Here is a 20,939-nt window from a genome sequence, read left to right as displayed (position 1 = left end):
CGCTAACTCCTAGACCGTGCGAGTCTGATCGGGTTGCTATCTTGCAGGCCGATCAGTTTCCATCCAGACAGGAACCATCCTGCTGGCGAACCCGACTAAGGAAGAGAAAGCTCCTTTAAGAGACTCCACAGTGACTTCGCACGCCTAAGCGTGTTGGCTCACCGTCATTCCATGCCCGTCAGGTACAGGACGCGATTTTAAGAACGCTAGCATTCAAGTCAAATTGGGACGTCGAAAGGATTCTAAAAAAGGGCCCGACCGATGATGAAGATGCGGTAAAGACCGCTCGAAACGGTCGGAGAATTTTTTCGCTGCACCGAAGTCCCCGCAAACATCGCGGTGGAAAAGCTGTTCATACTGTACGCATCGGCATTTTCATCCTCTTTTCCGCTTCGCGGATCCCACCTATGAGCACCTTCCTCCGCCTTTCGTTTCGTTGCCTAGCATTTGGCCTCATGCTGGTTCATGCAGGAATCACTGCGGTCCAAGCCGCAAAACCGCTAAACGTTGTCTTGATCCTCGCTGACGATATGGGATGGAGGGATCTTGGCTGTTATGGGCAAGAAAAGATCCCAACTCCCCACATAGACCGCTTGGCCTCGCAAGGCATCCGGTTCACCCAGCACTACAGCGGTGCTCCCGTCTGTGCTCCTGCGCGTTGCACGTTGATGACAGGAAAACATCTTGGGCATGCCGAGGTTCGAGGCAACAAACAAGCTCGCTTGAAGTATCCGGAGTTCAGCGAAGGCCAAATGCCTCTCTCGGAATCTTCCTATACCCTGGCTATGCACTTTCAAAAGGCAGGCTATCGAACCGGCGCGTTTGGCAAATGGGGGTTAGGTCCTGTCGGAAGCACCGGCTCTCCCGATCGAAAGGGCTTTGATCTCTTTTTTGGTTACAACTGTCAGGCCGTCGCCCACAGCTATTACCCTTCGCACCTGTGGCTGAACCAAGAGCGTATTGCGTTGAATGCCAAACCCATACCGGGAAGCGCCAAACAACCTGAGGGCGAGATCAAGGCAGAAGACTGGATCGGTGAAGTCTACGCACCAGACCGCATGCTCGCGGAAGCGGAAGCCTTTCTTCGCGAGCCAAGCGACAAGCCCTTTTTTCTCTATCTGCCATTCATTGAACCCCACGTCGCGATCCATCCCCCCAAAGAGCGGCTCGATGCCTTTCCCAAGGAATGGGACCAGCAAGTCTATCGAGGCGGAAACGGATACCTTCCCCACCCCAGGCCCAGGGCTGGCTACGCGGCCATGGTGAACGATCTGGATCGCTACGTCGGAAAGGTAATGGCCATCCTGGAAGAGAAAGGGATCGACGACGAGACATTGGTCATCTTCACGAGCGACAACGGACCAACGCATCCTCAGAAAGGCGATCCTGCCTTTCACGTTGGGGGGGCTGACATCGCGTTCTTTGAGAGCGCTGGTTCGCTGCGCGGTAACAAGGGGAGTGTGTACGAAGGTGGGATTCGAGTCCCGATGATCGTGCGGCTTCCTGGTGTGATCCCCGCCAACACAACATGCGATGCCGCCACCTACTTCCCCGACTGGTTCCCCACACTTTGCGAAGCCACTCAACTAAAGCCCCCCAACGATGTGGATGGTGAAAGTTTTTGGGACGCTCTGAGGAAACCAGCAAACGCATGGAAACGATCTTCCCCGATGGTTTGGGTTTTTCCGGAATACACAGGGCAAGTTGCAGTGAGGGACGGCGATTGGAAACTGGTAAGGCAGGGGCTCGCGACTCGCCAACCCGGTCCTTGGGTACTCTATAACCTTTCATCGGATCCCCAGGAGCAAAAGGACGTCGCTGCGAGCCGTCCGGATCTGGTCCAGCAACTCCAAAAGACACTACTAAGCCAGACATCATCGAACGAAACATTTCCTGTTCGCTTGCACATGACGGACACCGCGACCGAGTCCAGCGCCCCTGCGGTGGCCCCCAAGCAGCCCATCGAAAATGTGGTGCTGATCACGCTCGATGGACTTCGGGGCGAAGAAGTGTTCCGCGGCGCAGACCCCGCGTACTTGACCAAGGAAGCGGGCGTCCAAAACGTCGGCTATTTGAAGGAGTCGTTTTGGCGAGAGACTCCAGAAGAACGTCGTCGGGTGATGATGCCATTTCTTTGGAGTCAATGGGAGTCCGACCAAGGTTGGATTGCCGGTGATATCGAACGGGATTCGGTGGTCGCCGTCTCGAATGGACTTTATTTCTCTTACCCGGGATACAACGAGCTGCTCACAGGCAAACCAGATCCCAAAGTCGACAGCAATGCCAAGAAGTACAATCAGAATACGACGTTTCTAGAGATCCTGAATAACAAACCGATGTACCGAGGCAAAGTAGCTGCCTTCTGCTCCTGGGATGTATTTCCTTACATCATTCATGACAAACGTAGCGAAATACCAGTCAACGCCGGCTGGATGCCCTTTACAGAAGGAGACTCGAAGGCAATTGCCGCGTTGAATTTGGTCTCCGCCCAATTGTTTCGCGAGTTCAGTGGGGTTCGCTACGATTCGCTCACGATGGGCGGCGCACTGGAATACGTCCGAACTCACCAACCGCGGGTCTTGTTCGTTTCGCTCGGAGAGACCGACGACTGGGCGCACGCTGGTCGATACGACCGTTACTTGACCGCCGCGCAGCAAAACGACGCGCTCATTCGAACCTTATGGGAAACCTGTCAGTCGATCCCGCAATACCAAGGCAAAACGGTATTCCTTTTCACGAGCGATCACGGACGAGGATTGGTTCGAGATGAATGGAAGAGTCACGGTAAATCGCAAGTGGGTTCGGAACGGGTTTGGTTTGGAGCGATTGGACCTGGACTGCCCGTGCATGGGATTGATTCTGGAAACCAATACGTGCTAGCCCAAACCGCTGCCACGGCGGCAGCCTTTCTCGGCATCGATTTGCAAAAAGAAAGTCCGGGAGTCGCCGCCCCGCTTCCTATTAGCCCGAAATAACGCCGGGTCGGAAGGTCGTTCCCAACGCGATCAAACGGATACGGTTGAACGGATGCCTTCGCATTACCCCCGTCCCGTCCCGTAGGGCTCGGAGGAATGAGGATTCTTCGCTAGAATTCCGTCCATGAGTACCCTATCCGATAAACAGACTGACAAGCTGAGGGACGATCGAGTCGACGCGCTCGTCCTGCTGCACTTCACCGGGGAAGATCGCCCGGGTATCACCTCCTCCTTGACAGAACTTCTGGCCACCTACGGCTGCTTGATCATCGATGTCAACCAAGCAGTCATTCACCAATCCCTGTTGCTGGGGGTGTTGGTCAGAATACCGGCCAGCCAAGACAGCATCAAAGTGGTTGAGGAAGCGATCAAGCTGGGTGGCGAACTGGGGCTGAAAGGCAAGCAAAAGCCTATTTCCGATACCGAGTACGACGAGTGGGTTGGTCAACAAGGAAAATCTAGGTTCATCCTGACACTCCTTTCACGTGCGGTCACAGCGGAGCAGTTCCACGCGGTGAGTCGCATGCTGGCCGAGCAAGGTCTCAATATCGACGTCATCACGCGGCTCTCTGGTCGTCCCCCCCGTAAAACCAACAACCAACTTACGCGAGCCTGCGTAGAGTTCTCCATTCGCGGAGAGCCCCGTGATGCGAAAGTGCTGAAGGCCAGTTTGCTGGAGTTGTCGAGTCAATTGGATCTGGATTTGGCTTGGCAACGGGACGATGCCTATCGACGGATTCGCCGCGTTGTTGCCTTTGATATGGACTCGACCCTTTTGCGAGCCGAGGTGATCGATGAATTGGCCAAGGAAGCGGGAGTGGGAGAGGAGGTAAGTCGAATCACGGAGGCTGCCATGCGAGGGGAGCTGGACTTCGACGAATCGCTTCGTCGTCGTGTTCAATTACTGAAAGGGCTCTCTTCGAGCGTCCTCCCGAAGATCGCCGAGCGGCTTGAGTTAACCGAAGGGGCTGAACTCTTGATCTCCACCCTTCGACGCTTCGGATATCGAACCGCTATCCTTTCCGGAGGCTTTTCCTACTTCGGGAGCTACCTTCAGAAGAAGCTGTCGATCGATCACGTATTCGCAAATGAATTGGAAATAGTAGACGGGAAACTGACCGGCCATGTTGTGGGGACCATAGTCAACGCGGAACGCAAAGCGGTCTTGCTGGAGCAGTTGGCCAAAGCAGAGGAGGTCGATCGGAAGCAATTGATTGCGATTGGCGACGGTGCAAACGATTTGCCCATGTTGGCAAGAGCGGGCCTCGGGATCGCGTTTCACGCCAAGCCAATTGTCCGTGCCTCGGCCGAGCATCGTGTTTCCACCATGGGACTCGATGCTGTGTTATACCTATTGGGTATCCGCGATCGCGACCTGACCGCCGAATAACGTTAGACCTCCATGTCTCCTCACTCATCTCCAATGCAGACTTGGAGTGAGGAACCGTAGCACGGGTCTCCAGCCCCGCACGCCGTCCGATATAATCACCTCGTAGTGCGGTTCTCTAGCCCGCACACCGTTCAGCATGCACAAGGGACATAGAGACCGGTGCTACGTTTACACTTAGGTGGCTTTTGGGGAGGCGGCGGTCTGTTTGGAGGCCCACACTGATTGTCATCCGGAAAGCATTGAGTCATGAAGCACCTGTTACGAGGGACAACCATCCTCCTTTTTCTGCTGGGAATCATCGCATTCGTTTTTCTAACGAATGAAAACAAGCAGCTGTCAGCCGATGTCCGCCAGTTGGAAGCCGAGCTGGGGAAAATGGATATCGAAGACGAATCGCGCGTTTATATTGCGGAAGTTGCATCGCCAGACGTCCCACCGGAAATCGAAGACCACCTGCTCGGGATATGGCAGTTTCGTTGCTACCTCCCACCCAACTACGACTTCATCAAATGGAATGGTAGCGGAAATATTTCCAAAGACGGGATCTTCCACCAGGGAGGATACGGATCGAGTTGGGGAACTCCCAAGAAAGAATCCATCCATCATCTATTAACGATCAGCATGCAAAAGCAAGGCGAACATATTCTCGCTTTCTATTCCTTTGAAGGCTCAAGCGGAACAACCACCTGGAGCGATCTTTCATCTGAAAATTTTGATCAATTGACGACCCAAAAATTGGTTCGTAGTGATCGTGGCCCTCGCTCCTTTGACGCCAATACCATCCTTCCTCTTTTACGCGTCTTCAATCCTCTTTCCACGGAGGATCGAAAAGTCGGCGACCAAACGATCACGACCTATTCGGGGGGCCAATTCATCCTTTGCCCAAAGTCGCGTGAAAGGGAGTTGAATGTATTGATCAAGGGGGAAACGATCCCGGATATGGACCCTACTTGTCTTGCCGAGAAGGAGCATGATGAGAAATAAAACCATGCACCCCCGCGCGGGAGAACTGCGTTTCTCACTCCGTCATTTGTTGACAATTACCGCATTGATGGCCATTGGGCTCGCGACCTACGTCGCATATCGAAAGAATCAGTCGTTGCGCAGAGCCCATGGTGATCTGATGGCATTATCCAGTCAGATCAAAACTCGAGATGCCACCCAAGTCACCTTTGCTGCCATCCCCCAGATTGCGAGCAGTTTCTATTCGTGGAATACCCACGTTCCAGCGAACACCGAGTATGAACTGCGACTTGGTATTGGCAAGGTTTCAGCCGATGGTGTTCCGCCCGTGGTCGGACAAGTCTCCATACCAGCGGGCGACCATCGTGTCACTCTTTACACCGGGGACTCCCCAGCCGAAGGATTTCGCTTCGCGGTTTATCTCGACGGAAATCTCGCGATCGAAAAGAAAATGGGAAAGGATTGGTTGCCAGGTGGCTGGTCGTCGGCGAGCAGCATCTCTTGGCCTAACGACGCGACGCGCAACGCTTCTTCCATTCAGCTTGCGGGAAAAAGATACGAGGCCAAGCGAGACTTCGGAAGGAATCATTATTTCAATGGGCAATCGGATGAATTGGTTTCCCGATTGGGATTTCGACTTTGGTTCGATCCGCCACAGACCGAGCATGATCCCGCCTCACCCTTCATAGGATTTACGGAAACCAATCAATTGTTCGGCGTTGGCATGCGCGATGGAATGCGATTTCGACCCAAAACCTATCCGTGGGAAATCACTCGCCCACAATTCGAAACACTCCAACCTATTCTCCGCCTCGAAGCCGAATTCGAGCAAGTGGACGATGATGGGGACACCAAGCAAAGGCATTCCTTTTCGGCTTGGAAAATGCAAAGAGATCTCAATGGCAGAAATTCATCCAGCTCTGCGATGGAGATGAGTCGGTCGATAAAGTCTGTATTCGTCCAAGCCGAAGTGAAATCGCCAGATAGTCCTCAGCCGGTTTTAGAATTCAAATGGGACGAATCCGATCCCAATCATCTTTCTCTTCGGTTGGCAGACTCACCCTCCAACGAGTTTGTCCGACGATGGCGTCTTCGCATTGTCGATGGTAATCACCATTTATGGCGTACCATTCAAGTCGGGGAACAACCTCATCTTACATCAATTGATGCTTTCGGCAGGGGTGAAATCATTCCCAACGGAGAAGGCAAATCTTCCAAGCGTCGAACCAGTCTTACCCCGCCCGACAAACAATCTTCCACCGCTACATTGGTCTGGAAAACAGACAAAAAGCTGCCATTACAGATCGAGAAACGCAACAATAGCAACTACGCAGGCATGGATTTATATCAAGGAGTTCCGATCTCCTTCTCGATGCAAATTCCAACGGAGCTCATGCCATTTTTCGCGATCGAGGTCGCAAACAACCCACCCGATGACTTCGAAAATAGTATTCCTGAAGGCCCAGTGATTGACGCAGTGGAGATCGAATTGAATCGGGGTGCTGGCCAGTGGATCCGGTTGGGAACTCACTCGCTCGACTAGTCGCCCAATTCCTGATTCGTCGAAATCGACCACGTTTCGACGTGGCCCCAGCCCCGACTTACTCTTTGCTGGTCTTGCTCTTCTTATTGTTCACCGAAAATTCTTTGAACAGTCGTTCAAACTTGACCACTTTGCTGGCCACCACGTTTTGGCAATACGGGTTGCTCTTGTTGAGATTGAAATAGTTCTGGTGGTAGTCTTCGGCAGGGTAGAAGACGTCCAATGGGGTCACTTCGGTAACAATCGGTTGGTTATAGACCTTCTCTTCGTTGATCTTCTTAATTACCGCTTCGGTTGAATCTCGCTGCTCGTCCGAGGTGTAGAAGACTGCGGAGCGGTACTGTGTTCCGATGTCAGCGCCTTGCCGATTCAACGTCGTGGGATCGTGAGTCTTAAAAAAGATGACGAGAATCTGCTCGCGCGACACGATTTCTGGATCGAAGGTAATTGCGGCGACCTCGGCGTGCCCAGTCAATCCCGTGCAAACCTCTTTGTAGGTTGGGTTCTTTTTGGTGCCCCCTGTGTAACCGGAAACCACCTTACTCACCCCGTGAACACGTTGGAATACGGCCTCGACACACCAAAAACAACCACCTCCCACCGTAATCGTTTCCAATTTCTTCTCTCCTTGTGTCTCACCCTTAGGGGTTTCTTGCGATTTGGCCGAAGGCTTGGATGACTGAATCGGCGCTGCGACGAGCATCCCTCCAAGGATGGCGAAAGCTGCCAAGGCCGGGGCGAGTCGACAAATAGGTTTGCACTGCAACATTTGGTAGGTCCTTATGGAATCGGGGGGGAGGCGTACCGATACCATTCTAGCACGAGGATCAAGCCCGACCAGCAACGTCCCCTCTGCCTTCTCCATTCGCAGCTCGCTTCCCGAACCTGGCGCGATGGAAGGCAGCATCCACTTGCCGCTCCAGGTCATCGAGCGACCCGTTATTGATGATGAGGCAGGTCGATCGCGACTTCTTTTCCTCGATTCCCAATTGCGCCGCCTCCCGCGCTTTCAATTGCTCTGCGGTCCATCCGCGAGCCGCCGCGTACGTTTCCCGATGCGCACGCGGGGTGTCCACGAACCAAATTTCATCGCAAACCTGGTCCCATTTGCGTTCAAAAAGGAGAGGTATGTCCAGAGCGAGTATCCCACACGTGTTTTTGGCCTTCCAATCTTGTATCAAGAACTGCAGTCTTTCGCGAATGCGAGGCTGAACGATCGCTTCCAAGGACTCCCGTCGCCCTTGGTGAATTTCGGTTTCCCCAAACACCAGTGCTGCGATCTTCTTACGGTCAATTTGCGGGGGAACTCCGTTGCCAACAGTATGGGTCCGTAGCACGTCTCCACCGAATACAGCACAAATCTCATCGATTACCTTAGGATCGTCCAGCACTTCGTGGGCAACCGAGTCGGCGTTGACGACCGTCGCTCCTCGCTTCTGAAGCAACTGGGTGACCAAGCTCTTTCCGCTTGCAATTCCACCAATGACTCCGACGATCGTCCTCGCACCTTTGGAATGGAATTGTGACATAGCGATCCTTTCACCCTCATCCAGCCAGCCCACGACAACCTTTAACAGTCATCCCCAGGCGACCATCCGCCGTCAACCAGCCCTATTGTAAAACACTCGAACGGATCATTGTATCCTCAGAGCCGCCCACGGCGGATGGTCAAAATCGCGTACGACTCCGACCAACCGTTTAACAACTGGACAACCATTCGTTACGCGACGCGATCCCGATGAAGCCCAGTGGAAATCTGCGGCACCCTGGATGGGCTAATCATGCCCACAGATACCACGGAGAAGGAATCCATCTTGCAATCGACGATGGGCTCAAGCCAACAGATGTCTGCGGACGCTTCCCAATCAAGCAAAACGACCGAACGAACCGCAACGTCGAACACGCAATGCGGGTCGTGACAAGGCCCCGAGCCTCGCTCTCTATCCGTCGAGCATCGAACGGGAGCCGTATTCGAACCTGTGTCTGAACCAGCCACCGAATCGGACGGTGACTCTGGCCCCGCATCGGTCTCATCATGTCCATGCTCGGAGGAGTGAGAATGTTCGCAGCAAGACTCGACGTGCGAATGCTCTGGATGGCGCATCCAAGTGCCATGCGACAAGCAGCAACCCAAGACTGCGTGCGCAGCAAAGGTAAGGAGCGTCAAGATTCGCAGGAACAGATTCATGCCTAACCAAATTTTCCGAGTAACCAAGGGTAACTCGCCCGAGGGGGATACCATTCCAGTCTAAGGAAATCGCCCAAGGGCAACTCGCTCAGTATTGCGAATTTGTCGATTAGTCAGCCTTATTTCATTCGTTGGAATTCGCGGCGATGACATGACGGCCTAAAACAGCACGCTATCCCGTGGTATAAGTAGCTTTTGCATTGCCTTTCCAATTTTATTTCACTTTGATCGCAGGCCTTTCGCATGCTCAAAACGTCGCTTCTCCACCCGCAGATCCTTCAAGCTATTTCGCGTGCTGGCCACCACGCAAAGATTCTGATCGCGGACGGCAATTACCCTGCCTCCTCAAAGAAAGGGCCGAATGCGGAACTGGTGTCCTTGCAATTGACACCCGGCGTTCCGACTGTCGCACAGGTGTTGCGCCCCCTGCTTGAGATCCTGCCGATCGACCACATCCATACCATGGGAATCGATCCATCCGATGAATACGCGTTGAAAGCGGATCCAGTCGTATGGGCCGAGTATCGGTCGATCATGAAGGATCTCGCATTCAAACGGGATCTTGAACCGATCATGAAGTGGGAGTTCTACGAATCGGTCATGTCGGATGACCATGTGCTAACGATTCAAACGGCCGATCAAGCGACGTGGGCAAACCTTCTCCTGGTTGTTGGAGTCCGCACGTCATGAGAATCGACTCGCACCAACACTTTTGGACGTACGATCCTTCCCAATACGATTGGATTCCGCAGGGTTCGAACATTCATCGCGACTTTGGTCCCAGCGACCTCAAGCCCTTGCTCGATTCAGTCAAACTGGATGGATGTGTGGCTGTTCAAGCGCGACAATCGCTCGCTGAAAACGACTATCTATGCAAACTGGCCGCGCAGCACGACTGGATTCGTGGAGTCGTCGGCTGGATCGATCTTCGAAGCGAACAGGTCGATGAACAGGCTGCAGCTTTTCGGGCCCTGCCAAAGGCTGTTGGGGTGCGCCATGTTGTGCAGGGGGAAACCGATCCGGAATTCATGGCACGAGCGCCGTTCCGGCGAGGGATTTCGACACTTCAGAAACATGGACTCGTCTACGACATCCTCATTTTTGAACACCAACTCGACGATGCGATCGCCCTCGTTAAGGCATTTCCAGAACAGCCGTTCGTCATCGACCACATCGCCAAGCCTCGCATCAAGGAAAAGAGTATCCGAGCCTGGAGCGAGAAGATGACCGAGATCTCGCATTACGCGAATGCTTCGATCAAACTTTCGGGGATGGTGACGGAAGCGGATCACTCCACCTGGAAGCTTTCGGAACTCGAACCCTACTGGGAGGTGGTCTTGCAGGCGTTCGGGCCCGATCGCATTCTCTTCGGTTCCGATTGGCCTGTGATCCGGCTTGCCAGTAGCTACGAACGCTGGATCGAGATTGTCTCGCGTTGGCTCGACCGGCTCACCCCGAAGGATCGTGAAAAGATTTGGGGGGAGAACGCAACGCGATTTTACAAACTGGATCGATAGTCGCTTCCTAAGCTTCTGCCGGTAATCGATACGACCAAACGATCGGCAGAAGCAGGACAGCGAGCATCCAGAAAATGGAGGAGACGGGCCATCCAAACGCTGTGGTGATCGCAAGAAAAATTTGATAGAGCGGTCCCGCAATCAGAACTCCAACGAAGTTCGCGAGATTCATCGTTCCGATCATTCTCCCTTTCAATACCGAGGGAGGGCGCTTCTGCATGAAGACTTGAATGGGAATGATAAACACGGCCGCAAACATTCCCGTCGCAATCAATCCTAGCAACGCGCCCCAATACCCAAGCAGGTGCTGCCCCCCTGGTCGCCAAGCTCCGATAGCAACGAGCGACATGAGCATGCCAACCGTACCCAGGAAAACCTGAGACCTTGGTCGCAAACCTCGCAATACCAAGTTCGCACTCACCGCGCCCAATATAATGCCAATCGCCAACCCTCCCGTGAGGATGCTGGTGTTGAGGTCGAGAGCCACCTTCAATTGGTTTTTGCCAAGAATATTGACCGTAGGCATCACGACTCCGGCGATCACATAGAACATGCTCGAAACGAGTATGGAGAGCAACAGTGGCCGATCCTTCGACAGCAACTCTCTCATTTCTTTGCTGATGCCAAAGTCTTTCGCAGAGAGCTTGGCAGCCTGCTGTGCAGGTGGCGTCGAACGAATCAGAAAAGAAGTGGCGGTTCCGATCATTGCCACTCCGGTGCAGACGAGTGAACCGATCCATAAATTGCTGAAATCCAAGCTCTTATCGGGACGAACTACGACGAGCAAATCTTTTAGTCCACCTGCGGCGACGACCCCGAGAATGATGGCGAGAAAAGTCGACATGAGGATCAGGCCGTTGGCTCTCGGCAACTCGTCGTCTCGAAAAAGCTCAGGCAATATCCCGTATTTGCTCGGCCCAAACAAAGTGCTGTGAACGCCCATCCAGAAGAGGACTGTCCAAGTTCCAACATCTCCGAGACTGGAATACCAAAGGAACGCGACGACTGCGAGCAAGGTTATGACGATCTCGGCAATCTTGCAAAGCACGATGATCTTGCTCTTACTGTAACGGTCGGCAAGATACCCGGCAAAGCCGCTGAACAGGACGAACGGAAGACTAAAGAGAGCCGTTGCGTACCCCTGCATATCTTCTCCGACAGCCGCTCCCGCTGCGGGTATAGCAATCAAAAGAATAAGCTGCTTATAGAGATTGTCATTGAACGCCCCGAGAAATTGGGTGATCGCCAGCCCCCAAAAAGAACGGTCCCGAAGTATCGACCCATTCGGCTTGCCCGCCATTTCCGGTTCTTTAGCACTCGCATCGGGTTGGGAGATCGAGACTTCCGTCTCATTGGTCGCAGAAGGTCCGTCGGTGCTCACGATGGGAATTCCAAGCAAAATCGAGTGGGGGCTGGGACCGACTTACGATTCAGGTGCACACCCCGGCGATCCCATTCGCAGCGCTCATTCTACACCTGACCTAACGATCCAGTGCAATGCAGATCAAACAAAGAAAAGCGGAATTAGCGAAAGAGGGAGGCCGCATCGTGCACGGCGGATACCAGCCTGTCTACTTCCTCGACGGTGTTGTAGAGATAGAAACTGGCTCGGCAACTGACCGCAATCCCAAGCCTTTGATGAAGAGGCATCGCACAGTGATGCCCAACTCGAATCGCAATCCCGCGCGAGTCCAAAAAGCGAGCGACGGAATCGCCGTGAACCTTTGCTAAGTTGAATGAGACAATCCCAGCCCGCTCGCCTCGACTCGGCGAATAAATATCGACCCCCGGAATTTCCTTGAGCCCTTTGATCGCCCTGTCCGCCAAAATGCACTCGTGCTCCCGCAGCGCGTCCCCACCCAGCTTCTCTAAATACTCGATCGCAGGCTTGAACGAAACAATCTCGGCAATCGCGGGAGTCCCTGCCTCGAATTTGTGAGGCAAACCTGCTTCGGTGAATCCTTCCTTCGTGACCAGCTTGATCATATTCCCACCGCCCTGCCAAGCAGGCATGGATTCCAGAATCTCCCTTCGCCCCCAGAGCACTCCAACCCCCGAACTGGCAAGCATTTTGTGACCGCTAAAGACACCCCAATCCGCGCCCCACCCTTGAACGGATAGCGGACCATGCGGTACCGCTTGCGCAGCATCAACCATCACCTTTGCACCAAACTGTTTGGCTTCTCGAACAATCTGCTGCACCGGATTGACCGTACCCAACACATTGGAAACGGCGGTAATCGACACCAATTTCACTTTCGGAGAAAGCAACGCTTTGTAAGCATCCATATCGATGTGAAAATCTTCATCGATGGGTATCCAACGGATCTTCACGCCGCACTGCGAGGCCAATTGAAGCCAAGGAACAATGTTGGCATGATGCTCCATCTCCGAAAGGAGGATTTCGTCCCCCTCCGACAATCGAGACCGTCCCCAACTCTGAGCAATCAAGTTGATCGAGGCCGTAGTACCAGACGTGAAGATGACCTCCTCCACTCCGGGAGCATCGATGTAGCGACGAACGGCCTCCCGTGATGCCTCCATTTTTTCGGTGGTTGTTCCCGCCCACTCATGTCCTGAGCGATGCACATTCGAATAATGCTCTCGATACACGATGGAGATAGCATCGATCACCGACGCGGGTCGCTGTGACGATGCTGCATTATCCAAGTAGGCGACGGGCACCCCAGAATCGCTCTTCCGGGCCAAAATGGGGAAGTCCCCTCGAAGGGAGTCGACCTGCTCGGCGATCGCCGGCTTTCGCTCTTTGGCTTGACTCGATGGGACCGCGGCAGTAGATGGTCGTGCACTGCCACCCAGCATCTTTTCCAATGCAATCTCGCGCACCCGCTTGATCATGGAATTCAATCCATTGCTTCGAAGCGGAGAAAGAAAGGACTTCAAGTGGAGGTCTTGGAAGATCGTCTCGATTGGAAACTCGAGAATCGCTTGAGGTGTCTTTCCACTAAACGCGGATACAAGAATGGCCGCCAATCCTCGCACCATGGGGGCGTCGCTGGATGCCTCAAATGTGAAATGCGTCCCGTCCCAGTGTGGCACAAACCAGACCATGCTCTGGCACCCCACGACGCGATACTCTTCCGTGCAGTATTCGCTGGAGAGCTCCGGCATCGAGCCCCCGAGCTCGATCAAATACTGGATTCGCTCTTCAGGAGTCTCGAGATCCCGGAACTCCTCGACCAAGTCCTCTAACGAATCCATCATGATTTCAATCGTCTCCACTTTTTCCAAGATACGTTTCCGCATCGCAATCCATCGCATCGCGTGGAATATGCGCCGCAGTGCACCTCGAAATCACCAACGAGGATCAGTGCCTGTACGCGGAGGAATGAATTAGAAAATACCAAGCTGATCGCGAGCGTCTTCAGTCATACGATCTGGGGTCCAGGGTGGGTCCATGACCACCTTGATATCGACGGCTCCCACCCCTTCAATCGCTTCTATAACTTGACGGCTGTTGGCAACCAACTGAGGACCGGCCGGGCACATGGGGCTCGTCATCGTCATTTCGACGTTGACATTGAACTTCCCCTCGTCTGCAGGCTGAATATCCACCACATAGATCAGACCCAAATCGACGATATTGACGAAAAGCTCAGGGTCAATGACTTGTTTGAGCTGCTCGCGAACATGGTCTTCCGTAATCACTTTGGTTATCTCCCAATCGCTATCGTTATTTGCCAAACAGATAATGTCGAAATGTGGTGGCGATCGATACCACCATGCGGGTCAAACATGAGCAACCGCAGGCTATTAATCTCTCAATTGAACAAGAACGGTGCCCGAATCCACCTTCACATCATGCGAGCATGTTGGTTCGGTGGCAGGCATGCATAGTGCGTCCCCAGAGCGGAGATCGAACTTTGCACCATGACGGGGGCAGGCGATGCAATTTCCATCCACTTCCCCTTCTCCCAGCGTCCCTCCATCGTGGGTGCAAACATCATCGATGCAATACACTTCGCCATCGATCAAGGTGACTAACACAAACCGATCGTCGACTTCGAATGTCACGGGAACATTGGGTTTCAAATCGGAGAGATTGCAAACAGAGTGGTACACTATGGCTGGTAAAGGGTTTGTGTTGAGTACTAGTGAGTTGCCTGCTGATCCATGCACAGCGAGCGTTAATCGACCTGCCGAACCTGGCGGGCGATGGCGGCACCAAGGGCTTCCCGCACCGATTCGATCGTGATTCGGTCGAAGATCTGCTGAAAAAACCCAGTGACGATCATCAAAACCGCTTCGTGGCGAGTGAAACCGCGTGTTTGAGCGTAGAAGATCAATTCTTCATCGACCCGCCCGCTCGTGCTGCCGTGCGTGCAACGAACATCATCCGCCTTGATCTCAAGACCGGGAATGGAATCCGCCCGAGCGTGGTCGCTCAGCATCAAATTGTCATTGCGCTGATAACCGTCCGTCTTATCCGCGCCCTCGTCTACCTTGATCATCCCTCGCCAAACGGTACGAGAGCGATCTTGGAGCACCGACTTGTAAAGGAAGTCACTCGTGCAATGCTGGGAGCAATGTCGTTGAATCGTGTTGTAGGTCAAGTGCTGGCGGTCACGAGTGAACATAACTCCATTTACGTAACTGCTCGCTCCCGGGGCAACCAACTCCACCTGTTGATCCACTTGCGCGAACCGGCTCCCCATGGCAGCCACGGTCCACTGGATCGTCGCATCCTGTCCTACGCTCGCCTTTTGGTGCGCGAACGCCCAAACTTTTTGGCCCCAGTCCTGCAGACTCACAAAACGCAAATTCGACCGAGCCCCGAGAATCAACTCGACTCCACCGCAGTGGAACCCCGAGCCTTGCTCGACTTCACTACTGCATTCGGTCAACACCGTCGCTTGTGCACCTTCCTCGAGCACCACGAGTGTGTGGGCCAAATCGATTCCGCCATCCACCATCGCGGAATGCAAGTGCAGCGGTTTCTCTACCACGACATTCCGAGGCACGTAAAGAAACACTCCATCGCTCCACATCGCGGCTTCCAAAGCTGCAAAACGATCTGCAGCAGAGTCGATCAAACTGTGAAGATGTTTCTTAACAAGTTCCGCGTGATCTCGACACGCCTTGGATAGGGAACAGAATACGACTCCCTTCGCTGCCAATTCCGGATCGAGTGATTGAGAGATGACGAGACCGTTGACACTGGAAATATCGCCTCCCATATCCACGCCGTCCCGGAGCCGCACCGGTGCAGCGGTCGGTTCGAGAGTCAACGTTTCATCAACGGGGGTGAACTTGTCCAGTTTGAAGCCGCGTAAATCGGACCGCATCCAATTCTCATCTCGAGGATTGGGCCAATCCATAGCGTCAAAGGTCTCCCAGACGCTTCTTCTCTTTTCCGTCAACCAAATGGGGTCGATACGCCTCGCTACGAATGCGTCAAAACCTTCTCTGGAGAACTTCCCGAGCGACTCACTTGCGATCAATGCTGCATTCATAGCTAGCCCACCGATCCTTCCATTTGCAATTGAATCAATCGATTCATCTCGACGGCATACTCCATCGGAAGCTCCTTCACCAACGGTTCGATAAAGCCGTTAACGATCATCGTGCTCGCTTCGGCTTCGCTCAGTCCTCGGCTCATCAAATAGAACATCTGCTCTTCCCCAATCCGCGAGACGCTGGCCTCGTGCCCAACGCTAACGTCCTGATCGAGAATCTCGATGTACGGATACGTATCGCTCCGGCTCTTGGCGTCGAGAATCAACGCATCGCACACGACATTGCACTTCGACTTCTTCGCATCGCGCTCGACACGCACCAACCCGCGGTAACTGCTTCGCCCGCCATTTTTCGAAATCGACTTGCTAATGATTTGCCCCGTCGTATGCGGAGCGGCATGCACGAGCTTCGCACCGGCGTCTTGATGCTGACCATTCGATGCGAACGCGATCGATAGGATTTCGCCCCGAGCGCCTGGCTCCATCATGTACACGGCAGGGTACTTCATCGTGAGTTTGCTACCCAGATTACCATCCACCCATTCCATGGTCGCGTCAGCGTAGGCGACCGCTCGCTTTGTGACCAAGTTGTAAATGTTGTTAGCCCAGTTTTGAATCGTCGTGTATCGGCAACGGCTACCACGTTTGCAGATGATTTCGACAACCGCGGAGTGAAGCGATTCCGACGAATACATGGGTGCCGTACAGCCTTCGACATAGTGCACACTGGCACCTTCATCGACGATGATCAACGTCCGTTCAAATTGCCCCATATTCTCCGCATTGATGCGGAAATAGGCCTGCAAAGGAAACTCGATCTTCACTCCCTTGGGAACATAGATAAACGAGCCGCCCGACCAAACGGCCGAATTCAATGCCGCGAACTTGTTGTCGGTTGGAGGGATGATGGTTCCGAAATACTCGCGGACCAAGTCCGGGTAATCTTTGATCGCCGAATCGGTGTCGGTGAAAATGACGCCTTGATTCTGCAAATCTTCCTTGAGAGATCCGTACACCACTTCGCTTTCGAACTGGGCCTTCACCCCCGCCAAGAACTTTCGTTCGGCTTCAGGAATACCGAGCTTGTCGAAGGTATCCTTGATCTCCTGAGGGACTTCATCCCAAGTCCGACCTTGCTTGTCCGTGGGCTTCAAGTAATAGAAGATGTCCTGAAAATTGACATCGATCGCACCACCCCAAGTCGGCATGGGCTTCGAATGAAAAATTTCAAGCGATTTGAGACGGAACTGCCGCATCCACTCCGGCTCGTTCTTCATCTCCGAAATTTGATTGACGATCTCTATATCGAGCCCTTTACGAGCCTTGAAGACCGCTTTGCTGTCGGTTCGGAAATCGTATTTGTTGATTTCGCCGAACTCTTCCGTGCTGGTGACGATGTCTGTTGACATGGATTTGCGCTTCTAAGGTAAGTGATTAAAGAGTTCGATCTAGGCGGTAACGGGTTCTTCTTTGGCCAACATTTCTTGATTGGCGGCCTCGGCATCCGGGTAGGTCTTGCGAATGCGCTCGTACCCGTGGTCATGAAGCTCCCGCGCCAGCTCGGCCCCGCCCGTTTCCACAATTCGTCCCCCAAGCATGACGTGGGTAAATTGAGGAGGGTTGTGCTCCAAAAGCTTGTCGTGGTGGGTGATGATCAATAGCCCCATCTTGTCTTTCCCAATCTCGGCGATCGACGCACTGGCCAATCGAACCGCATCGGCATCCAAACCGCTGTCGGTCTCATCGAGAATCGCGAACTTGGGAGACAACATCGCCATGGTCAAAATCTCGGAACGCTTCATCTCACCACCCGAGAAACCATCATTGACGTAACGACGCGCGAACTCGGCGTCGATCTTGAGTTGCTCCATCTTGGACTTCAACTCCTTGCGGAACTCACGCATCGGAATCAAATCCTCTCCCTCTTTGCGGTCAGGACGGCGAACATTCGTCGTTGCATGCCGAAGGAAGTCCGCGGTCTTCACGCCCGGGATGGCGATCGGTCTCTGAAACGCCATGAAAATCCCGGCGCGAGCCCGTTGGTCTGCTTCCCATTCGGTGATGTCCTCACCATCGAGCAAGATCGATCCCGAGGTGATTTCGTAATTCGGATGCCCCGAGATCGCCAATCCCAACGTACTCTTGCCCGAACCGTTAGGACCCATCAACGCATGCGTTTCACCAAAGTGAATCGTTAAGTTCACTCCGCGGAGGATCTCTTTGCCTTCAACCGAGACGTGCAGATTTTCAATTTTGAGAGTATGAGACATTTCGTGTTGTGAAAGATCGAGGGATAGAAAAGGATGTCTTGTTTGTTTTTAGTAACAGTAGTTGGAATAAACCAACGTTTGGATTAACCGGAGCTCGCGGCAATCGATCCGGCCGTGAGGCCGGCCTCTGGTCCGGGAACCGCTCGTGGCGTGAATTGACAACAACCATGTCCGTCCAACCGACATTTGGAAAGCTCGACAGGGTGCCCCAACGCGGTGCTTAATGCCATCTGCTCCAAATGGCAAGCCGAACGATCGTGTGGCTCGCTCACCAAGTCGGGGTAGGGACAAGCATGTACTTCTAGAATCGGCAAGTCCGTCGGCCCCGTCGCGAGACAACTGGGTACCTTGCGGTCGCTCAGCAATCCTGCCAAGTTCCGCATCCGGTCCCCCAAACTCGCATCCGGGAGCCCCAAACTGGCGTCCGGTAACTCGGTGCGATACATCTCTCCCAACCGCTCCGCGACACTATTTACAAGCTTCGATTTGCTCTCAGGAGAATCCAGCGACTGAACCATGCTCCATAACGCGATCGCCAAATCTCGATAGGAAACGCCCGCCTGCCGCCATCCTTTGTCGGTCAAGTAATAGGAATAGGAAGGACGACCGCGACCGAGAACGAGCTTTCGTCGCTCGATGTACCCGGCGTCCTCCAAGCGATCTACCCTCTGGCGGATGGCTGTCGCCGTCACCTCGAGACGCTCCATCAAATCCTGAATGGAGAGCCCCTCCTCCCGACGCAACAAATCCAAAACCAACTGGTCCACCGGTCGGATGGGATAGTCTTCTTGGCTAGCGGGTAAATCCATGGCGGCTACAATTTTCCGTTTGGCGTCATTCTTCGCTTCGTCCTCGAAGTGTAGCGAGCTGCCTCTTTTTGACAAGCTGCAGTGCGAAAAATAATTTCCTTGCGGCGATTCCTTTCAGGGGAAACGACCATGCCGGAATGGACGCGGAATTGCATCCACCCAAGGGACGAAATCATGCAAGCGATGGAGCGGATCTATCGCTATCGCATGACGACGACATCGGGTGGGAATCTCTCCATCCGGGAGAGCGATGGCAGCACTTGGATCACGCCCGCTCGCGTCGACAAAGGGAGCCTCTCGCGGTCCGATATCGTGCGAGTCGATCCGGAAAACCGTGTGGAAGGACCGCACCCCCCCTCCTCGGAATTCCCTTTTCACGATGCGATCTACCGTGTTCGACCGGATATCCGAGCGATCGTTCACGCTCACCCGGTCGCACTCGTCGCATTCAGTATCTGCCGAATGGTTCCCAACACGCGGATCTTTCATCAAGCCTACTTTATGGGAGGCAAAGTGGGATTCGCGCCCTATGCACTCCCCGGGAGCAAGGAACTAGGAACGAACATCGCCGAACAGTTTCGCAATGGCTGCGACAGCGTTGTGCTGGAAAATCACGGAGTCGTCGTCGGTGGCACGTCTCTCTCCCACGCATTCCAGCGCTTTGAGGCACTGGAGTTTGCATCCAAGACTCTGATCAAAGCGCAGCACCTGGGAAACATTCGCTACTTGGACGAACAGGAACTCGCCATCGCCAACTCCCGACGTGTTTCCACGCGTACGATGACACCCGGGCCACCAAGCCACTTGGAACTCGAATGCCGCAAACAACTGATCGACTTCCTCAAACGCGGATGCCGCCAACGCCTTTTAATCAGCACCGAAGGGAGCTACTCCGCGCGACTCGGCAACGATTCATTTCTCATCACCCCTTCGCAACTCGATCGAGAACTCCTGCAAGTTGAAGACTTGGTCCTCGTGGAAGAGGGAGCTCACGAAGAAGGCAAAACACCCAGTCGCGCCTCCGAGCTGCACCGCGAGCTTTACAAACGCTATCCCAGCATCCGGTCCATCGTCTTCGCTCACCCGGTCAATGCCACTGCCTTCAGCATCACGGATTCTCCGCTTGACGCTCGCACCATTCCTGAAAGCTATCTGTTTCTTCGCGAAGTCCCACGTATTCCCTATGGAACGCAATACATCGACGGACTTCGCAACACACCTGCATCCAAAACCATCGGCGACTTCATCCAGCCCAATAACCCAGCGGGTATCGTGGAGAACGACGGCGTGGTGGTGATGGGGACCACCATTCTCGATGCATTCGATCGATTGGAAGTCTTCGAATCGACCGCCGAAGCAATCATCAACGCTCGATCGATTGGAACGGTTTGTTCAATGCCCCCCGACGTCATCGACGATTTACGACGCGCGTTTGGGATCGAGTAACTCCCTGCTTGCGATCCGCCGATCCATCCAGAACGTTCCAAACGGGAGCAGCGATGCGAGAAAGGCTTGAAGAAACACCCAAGCCGGCCACTTCCTGAGCCCTATTGTCAAGGCAGCCAAGAACACGTAGGCGACGAACAAAAAACCATGGGCTGCACCGAAGATCTCTACGAGAATGGGTTCCTTCAGTCCGTACTTGACCGGCATCGCAATGAATAGAAGCACCAGATACGAAATTCCCTCCAAAATTCCGGTGCCCCGAAACAGAGTCACCAGCCCGTCGCGTGGGGGGCGGGACGCTTCTGGATTTACTGCCGCTTCTCGAGCAGCGATCGAATCAGGTTGCAATTGGTTATCCATC

At 53.8% G+C, this 20,939-nt stretch carries 19 protein-coding genes; 7 read left to right on the top strand and 12 right to left on the bottom strand.

The window, feature by feature from the left end; translation table 11 throughout:
- Nucleotides 1–407: 407 nt before the first annotated feature.
- The 4 genes from VN12_RS25575 (at nt 408) to VN12_RS25560 (ending at nt 6,871) form a co-directional block, all read left to right on the top strand.
- Nucleotides 408–2,975 carry an arylsulfatase gene (locus VN12_RS25575; RefSeq protein ID WP_146679724.1) on the top strand — a complete coding sequence of 856 codons (2,568 nt, stop codon included), beginning with the start codon at nt 408–410 and terminating at the stop codon, nt 2,973–2,975.
- A 124-nt stretch (nt 2,976–3,099) separates the two neighbouring features.
- The gene (gene serB / locus VN12_RS25570) at nt 3,100–4,365 is read left to right on the top strand and encodes a phosphoserine phosphatase SerB (protein ID WP_146679723.1); all 1,266 of its coding nucleotides are present in this window, start codon (nt 3,100–3,102) and stop codon (nt 4,363–4,365) included.
- Between the two features lie 246 nt (nt 4,366–4,611).
- Nucleotides 4,612–5,349, top strand: a complete 738-nt coding sequence (locus VN12_RS25565) for a hypothetical protein (RefSeq protein WP_146679722.1) — start codon at nt 4,612–4,614, stop codon at nt 5,347–5,349.
- Nucleotides 5,336–6,871, top strand: a complete 1,536-nt coding sequence (locus VN12_RS25560; protein WP_146679721.1) for a hypothetical protein — start codon at nt 5,336–5,338, stop codon at nt 6,869–6,871. The genes VN12_RS25565 and VN12_RS25560 overlap by 14 nt, the downstream gene beginning before the upstream one ends.
- A 58-nt stretch (nt 6,872–6,929) precedes the next feature.
- Here VN12_RS25560 and msrA read toward each other — a convergent pair whose 3' ends face one another.
- From msrA to VN12_RS25545, 3 genes are all read right to left on the bottom strand, one after another.
- On the bottom strand, nt 6,930–7,640 hold the full coding sequence (msrA, locus tag VN12_RS25555; protein ID WP_240491267.1) for a peptide-methionine (S)-S-oxide reductase MsrA: 711 nt from the start codon (nt 7,638–7,640) through the stop codon (nt 6,930–6,932).
- A 58-nt stretch (nt 7,641–7,698) separates the two neighbouring features.
- Nucleotides 7,699–8,400 carry a dephospho-CoA kinase gene (coaE, locus tag VN12_RS25550; protein WP_146679720.1) on the bottom strand — a complete coding sequence of 234 codons (702 nt, stop codon included), beginning with the start codon at nt 8,398–8,400 and terminating at the stop codon, nt 7,699–7,701.
- 191 nt (nt 8,401–8,591) lie between these two features.
- Entirely contained in the window at nt 8,592–9,059 is a 468-nt protein-coding gene (locus VN12_RS25545) for a hypothetical protein (RefSeq protein WP_146679719.1), read from the bottom strand.
- A gap of 243 nt (nt 9,060–9,302) precedes the next feature.
- Here VN12_RS25545 and VN12_RS25540 point away from each other — a divergent pair, with 243 nt between their 5' ends.
- Both VN12_RS25540 and VN12_RS25535 read left to right on the top strand, forming a co-directional pair.
- A complete protein-coding gene (locus tag VN12_RS25540) occupies nt 9,303–9,749 on the top strand; it encodes an RbsD/FucU family protein (RefSeq protein ID WP_146679718.1) in 447 nt (148 codons plus the stop codon).
- The gene (locus tag VN12_RS25535; protein WP_146679717.1) at nt 9,746–10,576 is read left to right on the top strand and encodes an amidohydrolase family protein; all 831 of its coding nucleotides are present in this window, start codon (nt 9,746–9,748) and stop codon (nt 10,574–10,576) included. Before VN12_RS25540 ends, VN12_RS25535 begins: the two co-directional genes overlap by 4 nt.
- Before the next feature lie 7 nt (nt 10,577–10,583).
- On the opposite strand, the gene VN12_RS25530 is transcribed toward VN12_RS25535, so the two are convergent.
- The 8 genes from VN12_RS25530 to VN12_RS25495 all read right to left on the bottom strand — a co-directional run bounded on the left by VN12_RS25530 (nt 10,584) and on the right by VN12_RS25495 (nt 19,132).
- Nucleotides 10,584–11,957, bottom strand: a complete 1,374-nt coding sequence (locus VN12_RS25530) for an MFS transporter (RefSeq protein ID WP_146679716.1) — start codon at nt 11,955–11,957, stop codon at nt 10,584–10,586.
- Between the two features lie 143 nt (nt 11,958–12,100).
- Nucleotides 12,101–13,843, bottom strand: coding sequence for a SufS family cysteine desulfurase (locus tag VN12_RS25525; protein ID WP_168164648.1), 1,743 nt, complete (start codon nt 13,841–13,843; stop codon nt 12,101–12,103).
- A gap of 87 nt (nt 13,844–13,930) precedes the next feature.
- Nucleotides 13,931–14,281, bottom strand: a complete 351-nt coding sequence (locus tag VN12_RS25520) for a metal-sulfur cluster assembly factor (RefSeq protein WP_240491266.1) — start codon at nt 14,279–14,281, stop codon at nt 13,931–13,933.
- Between the two features lie 69 nt (nt 14,282–14,350).
- On the bottom strand, nt 14,351–14,659 hold the full coding sequence (locus VN12_RS25515) for a Rieske (2Fe-2S) protein (RefSeq protein WP_240491265.1): 309 nt from the start codon (nt 14,657–14,659) through the stop codon (nt 14,351–14,353).
- Nucleotides 14,660–14,724: 65 nt separating this feature from the next.
- Complete coding sequence (gene sufD, locus VN12_RS25510; RefSeq protein WP_146679714.1) at nt 14,725–16,050, bottom strand: Fe-S cluster assembly protein SufD; 1,326 nt, start codon at nt 16,048–16,050, stop codon at nt 14,725–14,727.
- A 2-nt stretch (nt 16,051–16,052) separates the two neighbouring features.
- Nucleotides 16,053–17,462, bottom strand: coding sequence for a Fe-S cluster assembly protein SufB (gene sufB, locus VN12_RS25505; protein WP_146679713.1), 1,410 nt, complete (start codon nt 17,460–17,462; stop codon nt 16,053–16,055).
- A 39-nt stretch (nt 17,463–17,501) separates the two neighbouring features.
- Nucleotides 17,502–18,323 (bottom strand): Fe-S cluster assembly ATPase SufC, encoded by an 822-nt coding sequence (gene sufC / locus VN12_RS25500; protein ID WP_146679712.1) that lies wholly within the window; start codon nt 18,321–18,323, stop codon nt 17,502–17,504.
- Nucleotides 18,324–18,406: 83 nt separating this feature from the next.
- Nucleotides 18,407–19,132 (bottom strand): helix-turn-helix transcriptional regulator, encoded by a 726-nt coding sequence (locus VN12_RS25495; protein WP_146679711.1) that lies wholly within the window; start codon nt 19,130–19,132, stop codon nt 18,407–18,409.
- Between the two features lie 129 nt (nt 19,133–19,261).
- On the opposite strand from VN12_RS25495, the gene VN12_RS25490 reads away from it, so the two are divergent.
- Nucleotides 19,262–20,578 carry a class II aldolase/adducin family protein gene (locus VN12_RS25490; protein ID WP_240491264.1) on the top strand — a complete coding sequence of 439 codons (1,317 nt, stop codon included), beginning with the start codon at nt 19,262–19,264 and terminating at the stop codon, nt 20,576–20,578.
- On the opposite strand, the gene VN12_RS25485 is transcribed toward VN12_RS25490, so the two are convergent.
- Nucleotides 20,552–20,938 carry a DUF3817 domain-containing protein gene (locus VN12_RS25485; protein ID WP_146679710.1) on the bottom strand — a complete coding sequence of 129 codons (387 nt, stop codon included), beginning with the start codon at nt 20,936–20,938 and terminating at the stop codon, nt 20,552–20,554. The genes VN12_RS25490 and VN12_RS25485 overlap by 27 nt on opposite strands.
- Nucleotide 20,939 lies beyond the last annotated feature (1 nt).

This window comes from Pirellula sp. SH-Sr6A, from assembly GCF_001610875.1.
Classification (GTDB): Bacteria; Planctomycetota; Planctomycetia; order Pirellulales; family Pirellulaceae; genus JBKCUI01.
This window is presented reverse-complemented; position numbering and strand designations above follow the sequence as displayed.